The following is a 12,118-nucleotide window of genomic DNA, read 5'->3' on the forward strand; positions in this document are numbered from 1 at the left end:
ACGCGCCAGGAAGTTCTAAGATGCGCCATTGTTTACCGCTTGGCGAATCCGACGATGATACAGATCACAGCCCTGCCCGCCTTCACCGACAACTACATCTGGTTGTTACAGGACCGCGATACCCGCCGCTGCGCCGTGGTCGATCCGGGCGATGCCGCGCCGGTGCAAGCCTGGCTTCGCGCGAATCCGGACTGGGTGTTGAGCGATATTCTGATCACTCATCACCATCACGACCATGTCGGCGGTGTCGCGCAACTGAAAAAAGCGACGGACGCGAAAGTCTATGGCCCTGCCCGTGAGACCATCCCGGCGCGGGAAGTGGCCCTCAAGGACAACGACCGCATCAACGTCCTTGGGCTCGACTTCGATGTCATCGATGTTGCGGGGCACACCAGCGGGCATGTCGCTTTTTACCACCCGGGCATGCTGTTTTGCGGCGACACCCTGTTTGCCGCGGGTTGCGGGCGGTTGTTCGAAGGTACGCCCGAGCAGATGCACGCCTCGCTGACGCGCCTGGCGGCATTGCCCGACGCTACGCAAGTCTACTGCGCGCATGAATATACGCTGAGCAATCTGCGCTTTGCCGCAGCAGTCGAACCTGGCAATGCGGACATTGCCGATCGTCTCGCCGACGTGATCGAAAAACGTCAAGCCGGGACCATCACACTGCCGTCGAACCTGGCTCTGGAAAAGCTGACCAATCCGTTTTTACGAACCGGCGAAACATCCGTTAAAGAAAAAGTGGACGAACGGACCGGGACCTCTAACCGCGTGCCGAGCGCAGTTTTTGCGGCACTCAGGGCGTGGAAAGACACGTTCTAAGGGGGCTGGCGGACGGTGCGTAAAATCTCAATGGTTGACCGCAGAGGGTGCGCTTTCTAGAATCGCCCGACATTTTTGCCCGGAACTTACTTCCAGCCAATGTCGTCATCTACTCGTCGGTCCATCCATTCAGATGCATTGACCCGCCTGGCTCAAGCCATCGCGGTGGCTGTGTCCGCCACCCTGGCGGGCTGTTCCAGCCACGTGCCGCAAACCGAAGTGACCCACACTCCGCACATCGCGGCACGCGCCAAACAGAAGCCTGTCTGGCTTACCGAAAAGCCTGTTCCACAAATTCCCCAGGACGTCTGGGAGCGCATGCGCCAAGGCTTTCAGCTGCAGGACAACGTTGGCGTCAACCCGCGCGTCGAGCAACAGCGCTTGTGGTTCGCGAGCAACCCGTCCTACCTGGAAACGGCTGGCGAACGCGGCAGCCTCTACATTCACTATATTGTCGAGCGCCTCGAAGAGCGAAACATGCCGCTGGAACTGGCCCTGCTTCCAGTGATTGAAAGCTCCTACAACCCGATGGCCTATTCGCGCGCCCATGCCGTGGGTTTGTGGCAGTTCATTCCATCCACCGGCCGCTATTTCAATCTGCGTCAGACGCGTTTTTATGACGGCCGCCGCGACATCACCGCGTCGACCACCGCGGCAATGGATTATCTGACCCGCCTGCACGACATGTTCAACGGTGACTGGTTGTTGGCGCTTGCAGCCTACAACGCCGGTGAGGGCACGGTGAGCCGCGCCATCGAGCGCAATGAAAAGCTGGGTTTGCCGACCGACTACTGGAACCTGCCCCTGCCCGCAGAAACCCAGGCCTACGTGCCAAAGTTGCTGGCACTGTCGCAAGTGGTGCTGGCCCCGGAAGCGTATGGCGTGAACCTCAGCCCGATCGCCAACGAGCCTTACTTCCAGGTGGTCGAAATCAGCCAGCGCATGGACCTGTCCAAGGTCGCAGCGGTGGCTGACATCGACGAAGACGAGCTGTTTCAGCTCAACCCGGCGTTCAAACAGCGCACCACCATTGACGGCCCTCAGCATTTGCTGGTGCCGACGTCGAAGGCGCAGCTGCTGACCGCCAGCCTGTCGACCATGCGACCGGACGAGTTGATCAGCCAGAAGCCGCTCAAACCGGTCTTCGAGGGTATCGACCGCAACGAGATCGCCAGCCTCAAACGCGCCTATCGAGTCAAACGCGGCGACAACCTGGGCACTATCGCCAAGGCCAACAAGGTCGACGTCAAAGACTTGCAGCGCTGGAACAGGTTGTCCGGCAAAAACCTCAAGGTTGGCCAGACCCTGGTCATGCAGGACACCACCAAGCGTGGCTCCGGACGGGTCAACACCGTCGTGGCGGCGAACAGCAAGTCCGCTGGCAAATCCACCGGCAAAAAGCAGCAGACTCAATACAAGGTCAAGCAAGGCGACTCCTTGTACATGGTGGCCAAGCGTTTCAATGTGGAAATGCAACACCTCAAGCGCTGGAATCCTCGGGTTGGCCAAGCGCTGAAGCCCGGCCAGATGCTGACGGTGTCCTCGCCGCATTAAAAAAATAGCCCCTGACATTCAGGGGCATTTTTTTGCCTGCGATTCGAGGTCTGCTGAAATCTCGCGGCTGCAAAGGTCCTGTGGCGAGGGGGCTCGCCCCCGTTGGGTCGCGAAGCCCCCCTTTACAATCCTTTTGCCCCCAGAGTCTGCAGGATTTACGACTGCTTCGCAGCCGGACGGGGTGGTGCGGCATTCCGACAAGCTCCCTCGCTACAGGATGAGCAAGACCTCCAGCAATATTGTGTTCACCAGGTGATCGCGTCTGCAATTAACAACGCATTAATTCAGTGTCTTTTTCCTGTCCATACAAGCTGTTACTGTACGGCCCACAAAGCCCAAGCCGCCTGGATCGGATCTCTGACTTGAAGCGTCCTCTCCTTCTTTGCCTGATCAGCCTGGCCTTGAGCTCCCCCGCAAGCGCGACGATTAGCGAAAGCCATGGTTATGCGCAGTTCGGCACGCTCAAGTATCCGGCCAGATTTACCCACTTCGATTGGGTCAACCCGCAAGCGCCCAAGGGCGGTACGTTGCGGGTGATGGCGTTTGGCACCTTCGATACGCTCAACCCCTACACGTTCAAGGGCTCCAGCCCGGTCGGCACGGCCAATTTCCTGCAGTACGGCATCAACGAACTCAACGAACCGCTGATGGTCGGCACCGGACAGTACGCGCCCTCCGGCGATGAGCCGACGTCCAGCTATGGCCTGATCGCGCGATCGGTGGAGTACGCAGAAGACCGAAGCTGGGTGGTTTTCAACCTGCGCCCGGAAGCACGATTTCACGACGGCACGCCGATCACCGCGCACGACGTGGCGTTTTCCTACCGCCTGTTGCTCAAGGAAGGTCATCCGCAGTACCGCACCAATCTGCAGGAAGTGTTGCGGGTCGATGTGCTCAACCCCCACCGCATCCGTTTTGTCTTCAGGCGGGCCGGCAATCCGTTGCTGATCCTGCGCCTGGGTGAGCTGCCGGTGTTGCCGCAGCATTACTGGAAGGGTCGCGACTTCAAGGCCACCACCTTCGAACCACCACTGGGCAGCGGCCCTTATCGTACGACCTCGGTCACGCCCGGGCGGCAGCTGGTCTTTGAACGGGTCAAGGATTACTGGGGCAAGGACTTGGCGGTCAATCGTGGCAAATACAATGTCGACCGCATGGAAGTCGAGTTTTACCGCGACAGTGATGTCGCGTTCGAAGCCTTCAAGGCCGGCGAGTTCGACATCTATATCGAGCACCAGGCAAAGAATTGGCAAAACGGCTACGACTTTCCGGCGGTGCGTCGTGGCAATGTGATCAAAGCGCAAATCCCGCACCAGATTCCGACGCAGACCCAAGGCCTGTTCATGAACAGCCGGCGTGCGACCTTCGCCGATCAGAAAGTTCGTGAAGCCCTGGGGCTGATGTTTGATTTCGAGTGGACCAACCGCACGCTCTTCAGCGGTGCGTATAAGCGGGCCCTGAGTTACTACCCCAACAGCGAGTTCTCCGCCACCGGGCTGCCGGTCGGCCACGAGTGGCTGATGCTTAAACCGTTTCGCGAGCAGCTGCCGCCCAAACTGCTGACCGAACCGTTCAGCCTGCCCCAAACCGACGGCCGTGGCATCCCGCGGGAAACCATGCGCAAGAGCCTGAAGCTGCTGGCCGAGGCTGGCTGGAAACTCAATGGCCAGCGCGTCGAGAACGCCGACGGCCAGCCGCTGCGCATGGAAATTCTGCTGGTCAATCCGAATCTTGAACGCATCCTCCAGCCCTACGTCGAGAATCTCGCCAGCATCGGCATCGACGCACGGCTGCGCACGGTGGATCGCGCCCAATACAAACAACGCTTGGATCAGTTCGATTTCGACATGGTCCTGTTGACGCTCAACCAGACGCTCAGCCCCGGTCTTGAGCAGTGGCAGTACTTCCATTCCAGCCAGGTCGGGATCAAGGGCAGTAAAAATTATGCCGGCATCGCCAATCCGATCGTCGATCACTTGCTGGAAGAACTGCTCGCCGCACAAACCCGCGACCAGCAAATCGCCGCCGGCAAAGCGCTGGATCGTGTCCTGCTGTGGCAGCACTACATCATTCCCAACTGGTACCTCAATTACCACCGTCTGGCTTACCGCAACCGGTTCGCCTTCGTCACTACGCCGCCCTATACCCTGGGCCTGAGCGCGTGGTGGTTGAAATCTTCGGAGAAAGATCGATGAAACCTGTACGCGCCCTGCTCTTGCAGGCCGGTGGCCTGTTGTTCGCCGGGCTGGCCTGCGCCGCCCCGCAACATGCGCTGACCCTGTACGACGAACCACCGAAATACCCGGCCGACTTCAAACACTTCGATTTCGTCAACCCGGACGCGCCCAAGGGTGGCATCTTCCGTCAGGCCGGTTCCGGCGGCTTTGACAGCCTGAACCCGTTCATCAGCAAAGGTGTGCCGGCCGATGACATCAGCCTGATCTACGACACCCTCGCCAAACAGAGCCTGGACGAACCGTTTACCGAATATGGACTGGTCGCTGGCAAGATCGAGAAGGCCCCTGACAACAGCTGGGTGCGCTTTTACCTGCGCCCGGAAGCACGTTTTCACGACGGCCATCCTATCCACGCCGAAGACGTTCAATTCAGCTTCGACATGCTGACCAAGGAAGGCGCGCCGTTGTATCGCGGCTACTACGCCGATGTTGCCGAGGTCGTCGCAGAAAGCCCCCACATCGTGCTGTTCCGGTTCAAGCACAGCAACAACCGCGAATTGCCGCTGATCCTCGGTCAGTTGCCGGTGCTGCCGAAGCACTGGTGGGCCACGCGCGACTTCAACAAGGGCAATCTGGAAATGCCGCTGGGCAGCGGGCCTTACAAAGTCAGTGAAGTGAAGGCCGGACGCTCGATTCGTTACGAGCGGGTCAAGGATTACTGGGGCAAAGACCTGCCGGTCAATCGCGGCTTCTACAATTTCGATGTGATGATGACCGATTACTACCGCGACAACACGGTCGCGCTGGAAGCACTCAAGGCCGGGCAATTCGATTACTGGCTGGAAATGACCGCGAAAAGCTGGGCCAACGCTTACAACGTGCCGGCCGTCACCGAAGGTCGGCTGATCAAGGAACAGATCCCCAACGGCAACCCGACCGGCATGCAGGGTTTCGTGTTCAACCTGCGCCGCCCGGTGTTTCAGGATGTGCGCGTGCGTCAGGCCATGACCCTGTTGCTGGATTTCGAGTGGACCAACAAACAATTGTTTAACGGCGCCTACGCGCGCACCCGCAGTTATTTCGAAAACAGCGAGATGGCGGCGACCGGTCTGCCGGATGCCGATCAATTGGCGATCCTAGATCCGTTTCGCGGCAAAATCCCTGACCAGGTGTTTAACGAAGCCTTCGAGAATCCAGTCACCGACGGCAGCGGCATGATTCGCAGCCAGCAGCGCAAGGCTTATCAGCTGTTGCAGGAGGCCGGCTGGCGCATCGTTGACGACAAGATGGTGGACGCTACGGGCAAGCCGGTGAGCCTCGAGTTTTTGCTTGCGCAGACCGAATTCGAACGGGTGCTGCTGCCGTTCAAACGCAACCTGAGTGATCTGGGCATCGAACTGGTGATCCGCCGGGTCGACGTCTCGCAGTACATCAATCGCGTGCGTTCGCGGGATTTCGACATGGTTGTCGGCGGTTTTCCGCAGTCGAGTTCGCCCGGTAACGAGCAGCGCGAGTTCTGGATGTCTGCGGCGGCGGACAAGCCCGGCAGTCGCAACACGATGGGCCTGAAAGATCCGGTGGTGGATCAACTGGTCGAGCAACTGATCAACGCCGATTCGCGCAAAAGCCTGGTGGCCCATGCGCGCGCGCTGGACCGCGTGCTGCAATGGGGCTATTACGTGATCCCCAATTGGCACATCAAGACCTGGCGCGTGGCGTATTGGAATCACATCGGCCATCCGCAGGTGCCGCCCAAATATGACGTCGGCATCAACACCTGGTGGATCAAGCCGGATGCGAAACCGGCGGTAGAAATCGAAACCAAACTGCAAGCCGACCCTGCGGGCACGGAGTAATCAGATGCTGGCGTATATTTTTCGGCGACTGTTGCTGATCATCCCGACCCTGTTCGGCATTTTGTTGATCAATTTCGTGATCATTCAGGCCGCGCCCGGTGGGCCGGTCGAACAGATGATCGCCAAACTCGAAGGCTTTGAAGGCGCGACCAGCCGGATCGCCGGCGGCGGTGCCGAAGTGTCGGTGGCCGGCTCCGCCTATCGCGGGGCACAGGGGCTGGACCCGGCGCTGGTGAAGGAAATCGAGCACATGTACGGCTTCGACAAATCGGCGCCGGAACGCTTGTGGATCATGATCAAGAACTACGCCACGCTGGATTTCGGCGACAGTTTTTTTCGCGACGCCAAGGTCATCGACCTGATCAAGGAAAAGATGCCGGTGTCGATCTCACTCGGGTTGTGGAGCACGCTGATCATGTACCTGGTGTCGATCCCGCTGGGGATCGCCAAGGCTACGCGACACGGCAGCCATTTTGACGTATGGACCAGTTCGCTGATCATCGTCGGCTACGCGATACCGGCGTTCCTGTTCGCCATTTTGCTCATCGTGGTATTTGCCGGGGGCAGTTACTTCGACTGGTTTCCACTGCGGGGCCTGACGTCCAACAATTTCGACGAACTGACCATGGGCGGCAAGATTCTCGATTATTTCTGGCACCTGGCCCTGCCGGTGACCGCACTGGTGATCGGCAACTTCGCGACCATGACCCTGCTGACCAAAAACAGCTTCCTCGACGAAATCAACAAACAGTACGTGGTCACCGCCAAGGCCAAGGGCCTGACCAACCACCGTGTGCTCTACGGCCACGTGTTCCGCAATGCCATGTTGCTGGTGATTGCCGGGTTCCCGTCGGCGTTCATCGGCATCTTCTTCACCGGCTCGCTGCTGGTGGAAGTGATCTTTTCCCTTGATGGTCTGGGCCTGATGAGTTTTGAAGCGGCGATCAACCGCGATTACCCGGTGGTGTTCGGCACGCTGTTTATCTTCACGTTGCTTGGCTTGATCGTGAAATTGATCGGTGACCTCACCTACACCTTTGTCGATCCGCGCATCGACTTCGAAAGCCGGGAGCATTGAGATGAACCTGTCCCCACTCAATCGCCGACGTTTCGAACTGTTCAAGGCCAACAGGCGTGGCTGGTGGTCGTTATGGCTGTTTCTGCTGCTGTTCGGCCTGAGCCTGGGCGCCGAATTGATCGCCAACGACAAACCGCTGGCAGTGCATTACGACGACGGCTGGTATTTCCCGGCACTCAAGCGCTACCCGGAAACCGCGTTCGGCGGCGAATTCCCGCTGGAGGCCAACTACAAGAGCCCGTACATCCGCGAACTGCTCAAGGCCAAAGACGCCTGGGTGCTGTGGGCGCCGATCCCTTACAGCTATCAAAGCATCAATTACGATCTGAAAGTTCCGGCCCCCGCTCCGCCCTCGGCAGACAACCTGCTGGGCACCGACGACCAGGGCCGCGACGTGCTCGCTCGGGTCATCTACGGTTTCCGCATTTCGGTGCTGTTCGCCCTGACTCTGACCATCCTCAGTTCGATCATCGGCGTGATTGCCGGTGCGTTGCAGGGCTTTTATGGCGGCTGGGTGGATCTGGCCGGGCAGCGCTTTCTGGAGATATGGTCCGGGTTGCCGGTGCTGTATTTGCTGATCATCCTGGCCAGTTTCGTGCAGCCGAACTTCTGGTGGCTGCTGGGGATCATGCTGCTGTTCTCGTGGATGAGCCTGGTCGACGTGGTGCGCGCCGAGTTCCTGCGCGGGCGCAATCTCGAATACGTGCGTGCGGCCCGGGCTCTGGGGATGCAGAACGGCGCGATCATGTTCCGTCATATCCTGCCCAACGCGATGGTCTCGACCATGACGTTCATGCCGTTCATCCTCACCGGCGCCATCGGCACGCTGACTGCGCTGGATTTCCTCGGTTTCGGCCTGCCGCCCGGCGCACCGTCGCTGGGCGAGCTGGTCGCCCAAGGCAAGTCCAACCTGCAAGCGCCTTGGCTGGGCATGAGCGCGTTTGCGGTGCTGGCATTGATGCTGAGTTTACTGGTGTTCATCGGCGAGTCCGCTCGCGATGCCTTCGACCCGAGGAAGTGAAATGAGTCAGGACAATCTGATCGAAGTGCGCGACCTGTCCGTCGAGTTCATCGTCGGCGAACGTTGTCAGCGCGTGGTCGAAGGCGTCAGTTTCGACATCAAGCGTGGCGAAACCCTGGCGCTGGTAGGTGAAAGCGGCTCCGGTAAATCGGTGACCGCGCATTCCATCCTGCGCCTGCTGCCCTACCCGCTCGCGCGGCATCCGTCCGGGACCATCCATTATGCCGGCAAGGATATGCTGAGCCTGAACGAGAAAACCATCCGGCATATTCGTGGCAACCGGATCGCGATGATTTTCCAGGAGCCGATGACCTCGCTCAATCCGTTGCACTCGATCGAAAAGCAGATCAACGAAGTGCTGGGGATTCACAAAGGCCTGGTCGGCAAGGTCGCGACCAAACGCACGCTGGAACTGCTGGAAATGGTCGGCATCCCCGAGCCGCACAAACGCCTCAAGGCCCTGCCCCATGAATTGTCAGGCGGTCAGCGCCAACGCGTAATGATTGCCATGGCCCTGGCCAACGAGCCGGAATTGCTGATTGCCGATGAGCCAACCACTGCGCTGGACGTGACCGTTCAGCTGAAAATCCTCGAATTGCTGAAGGAATTGCAGGCCCGTCTGGGCATGGCATTGTTACTGATCAGTCACGATTTGAACCTGGTGCGAAGAATTGCGCATCGCGTATGTGTCATGCAGCGCGGTTGCATCGTCGAACAGGCATCGTGCGAAGAGCTGTTCCGCGCCCCGCAGCATCCGTACACTCGGGAACTGCTGGCCGCGGAGCCCAGCGGCAAGCCGGCGACCAATGAAATCGGCCCGCCGTTGCTGCAGGTCGAGGACCTGAAAGTCTGGTTCCCGATCAAGAAAGGCTTGCTGAAAAAGACCGTCGATCACATCAAAGCGGTCGACGGCATCAACTTCAGCCTGCTGCAGGGCCAGACATTGGGGATCGTTGGCGAAAGCGGGTCCGGCAAATCGACCCTCGGCCTGGCGATTTTGCGGCTGATCGGCAGCAAAGGTCTCATCCGTTTTGAAGGCAAGCAGCTAGACTGCCTGACGCAGCAACAGGTTCGCCCGCTGCGCCGGGAAATGCAGGTGGTGTTTCAGGACCCGTTTGGCAGCCTGAGCCCGCGCATGTGTGTCAGCCAGATTGTTGGCGAAGGCCTGCGGATCCACAAAATGGGCACCGAGGCGGAACAGGAACAAGCGATTATTGCGGCACTCAAGGAGGTAGGTCTGGACCCGGACACCCGGAACCGCTACCCCCACGAATTTTCCGGAGGGCAGCGGCAGCGAATAGCCATTGCCCGGGCGTTAGTGCTCAAACCGGCGCTGATTCTGCTGGACGAGCCGACTTCGGCGCTCGACCGGACGGTACAGCGCCAAGTGGTCGAGTTGCTGCGTTCACTGCAAAGCAAGTACAACCTGACGTATCTGTTTATCAGCCATGACCTGGCTGTCGTCAAAGCGCTGAGCCACCAGCTGATGGTGGTCAAGCATGGCCAAGTGGTCGAACAGGGAGACGCGCAAAGTATTTTTGCCGCTCCCCAACATCCGTATACACAGCAGTTGCTGGAAGCCGCTTTCCTGGCACCAGCCACTGCGCAATAACCTGAAAGAGAGGAGCAACACATGGGTTTTCTCGCCGGTAAGCGCGTACTGATCGTCGGTGTCGCCAGCAAGCTGTCCATCGCATCCGGCATCGCTGCCGCCATGCATCGCGAGGGCGCTGAGCTTGCCTTCACTTATCAGAACGACAAACTGAAAGGTCGTGTTGAAGAATTCGCGCAAGGCTGGGGCTCGAGCCCTGAGCTGTGCTTCCCGTGCGACGTGGCCAGCGATGAAGAGATCGCCAAGGTCTTCGAAGAACTGAGCAAGAAGTGGGACGGCCTGGATTGCATCGTGCACTCCGTCGGGTTCGCCCCGGGCGACCAGCTGGACGGCGACTTCACCGAAGCCACCACCCGTGAAGGTTTCCGCATCGCTCACGATATCAGCGCCTACAGCTTCGTGGCCCTGGCCAAGGCCGGCCGCGAAATGATGAAAGGCCGCAATGGCAGCCTGCTGACCCTGTCGTACCTGGGTGCCGAGCGCACCATGCCGAACTACAACGTGATGGGCATGGCCAAGGCTTCGCTGGAAGCTGGCGTACGTTATCTCGCTGGCTCCCTGGGCCCGGACGGCACTCGCGTCAACTGCGTATCGGCTGGCCCGATCCGCACCCTCGCCGCTTCCGGCATCAAGAACTTCCGCAAGATGCTGGCGGCCAACGAAGCGCAAACCCCGCTGCGCCGTAACGTCACCATCGACGAAGTCGGCAACGCCGGCGCCTTCCTGTGCTCGGACCTGGCGTCCGGCATCAGCGGAGAAATCATGTACGTGGACGGTGGCTTCAACACCACGGCCATGGGCAACATCGAAGAGTAAGGTTTGAGGTGACACAAAAAACCGCCGAGACATCGGCGGTTTTTTTTCGTCTGTACCCGCTGATCAAAATTGTCCATAGACCCGACCGGGAATACACTGCGCAACAGACCTGCCGAGGACTGCCCCGATGAAGCATCCCGCTGCCAAAAATGCCGACACGGCCCCGCGCTTCTGGCGCGACGACGCCCTGCCCTTCATCGAAGCCCGCTCCATCGCCGATGGCCGTGAGGTTTGCTATACCCGGCATTCCCACGCGCATTTTTCCATCGGCGCGATCACGGCCGGGCGCAGCACTTATGTGCATGAGCAAACGCAATGCGAAGTCAGTGCCGGCACGGTCGTGTTGATGAATCCCGGCGATGTGCATGCCTGCAACCCGATCGACGACCAGCCGTGGTCCTACCTGATGCTGTATGTGGAAACGCCGTGGCTTACCGGCCTGCAGCAGCAGCTCGGTTTCAGCCAGGACCCGACGTTTCGTCGGTTTGCCGTCACCCACAGCGCCGATACGACACTGTTCCGCGGTTTGAGGAACCTGTACGACGTGCTGACCGATAACGATCAGGACATCCTGTGCAAACACAGCACGGCGGTGGAATATTTCACCGAGGTGCAGCAACGCCTCAACCCCGCCGACCAACCGCTGCGCGAAGCCAATTCCCGGCTGGAACGCGCGGCCGAATACATTCGCGACAATTGCACGAAGATGCTCAAACTCGACGACATTTGCGAGGCGGCGCAACTGTCACCGTCATACCTGATACGCGCCTTCAAACAGCATTTCGGCATGACACCCCACGCGTTTCTGGTCAACCGACGCATCCAGTTTGCCCGGGAACAACTGCGCCAGGGAAGACTGATTGCCGATGTCGCGCTCGAAGCCGGTTTTGCCGATCAGGCGCACTTCCAGCGAGTGTTCAAGCAGCATTTGGCGGCGACGCCGGGCCAGTATCAGCGCTAAGTCTGATGTACGTTCACGTGCACGGCAACTTCATATACAAAACAAAGAGAACTTCCTGAATTAACTCTGCGCGACAAGCACTGACGCCCGCCCAACTCTTAAAACATACAAACCGACACACAGAACATAAACTCTCATCACGCACTTGCACTAACCTTCGCCCTATCAAAAAAACCAATACGAACCTTGTTCGCCCTTTTCGAAAAAAACACGGACGTTTT

9 protein-coding genes are annotated in these 12,118 nt (G+C 59.2%); all 9 read left to right on the forward strand.

Translation table 11 applies throughout. The annotated features are described in order from the left end of the window. The first annotated feature begins 54 nt into the window (after window positions 1–54). A complete protein-coding gene (gloB, locus tag ACYZT1_RS14265) occupies window positions 55–822 on the forward strand; it encodes a hydroxyacylglutathione hydrolase (RefSeq protein ID WP_462015362.1) in 768 nt (255 codons plus the stop codon). A 99-nt stretch (window positions 823–921) separates the two neighbouring features. Continuing rightward, window positions 922–2,376 carry a transglycosylase SLT domain-containing protein gene (locus ACYZT1_RS14270; RefSeq protein ID WP_462015363.1) on the forward strand — a complete coding sequence of 485 codons (1,455 nt, stop codon included), beginning with the start codon at window positions 922–924 and terminating at the stop codon, window positions 2,374–2,376. Between the two features lie 362 nt (window positions 2,377–2,738). Continuing rightward, window positions 2,739–4,571 carry an extracellular solute-binding protein gene (locus ACYZT1_RS14275; RefSeq protein ID WP_462015364.1) on the forward strand — a complete coding sequence of 611 codons (1,833 nt, stop codon included), beginning with the start codon at window positions 2,739–2,741 and terminating at the stop codon, window positions 4,569–4,571. Then, window positions 4,568–6,409 carry an extracellular solute-binding protein gene (locus tag ACYZT1_RS14280; RefSeq protein ID WP_462015365.1) on the forward strand — a complete coding sequence of 614 codons (1,842 nt, stop codon included), beginning with the start codon at window positions 4,568–4,570 and terminating at the stop codon, window positions 6,407–6,409. Before ACYZT1_RS14275 ends, ACYZT1_RS14280 begins: the two co-directional genes overlap by 4 nt. Window positions 6,410–6,413: 4 nt before the next feature. After that, window positions 6,414–7,487: a microcin C ABC transporter permease YejB gene (locus tag ACYZT1_RS14285; RefSeq protein WP_028621121.1), complete on the forward strand. Its 1,074-nt coding sequence runs from the start codon at window positions 6,414–6,416 to the stop codon at window positions 7,485–7,487. 1 nt (window position 7,488) lies between these two features. Further along, window positions 7,489–8,508, forward strand: a complete 1,020-nt coding sequence (locus ACYZT1_RS14290; RefSeq protein WP_462015366.1) for an ABC transporter permease — start codon at window positions 7,489–7,491, stop codon at window positions 8,506–8,508. A 1-nt stretch (window position 8,509) separates the two neighbouring features. After that, the gene (locus tag ACYZT1_RS14295) at window positions 8,510–10,120 is read left to right on the forward strand and encodes an ABC transporter ATP-binding protein (RefSeq protein WP_462015367.1); all 1,611 of its coding nucleotides are present in this window, start codon (window positions 8,510–8,512) and stop codon (window positions 10,118–10,120) included. A 21-nt stretch (window positions 10,121–10,141) separates the two neighbouring features. Next, the gene (gene fabI / locus ACYZT1_RS14300) at window positions 10,142–10,936 is read left to right on the forward strand and encodes an enoyl-ACP reductase FabI (protein ID WP_090282903.1); all 795 of its coding nucleotides are present in this window, start codon (window positions 10,142–10,144) and stop codon (window positions 10,934–10,936) included. A 127-nt stretch (window positions 10,937–11,063) separates the two neighbouring features. Beyond that, a complete protein-coding gene (locus tag ACYZT1_RS14305) occupies window positions 11,064–11,897 on the forward strand; it encodes a helix-turn-helix domain-containing protein (RefSeq protein WP_462015368.1) in 834 nt (277 codons plus the stop codon). Window positions 11,898–12,118: the final 221 nt, after the last annotated feature.

The organism is Pseudomonas sp. PB3P13, assembly GCF_054897735.1.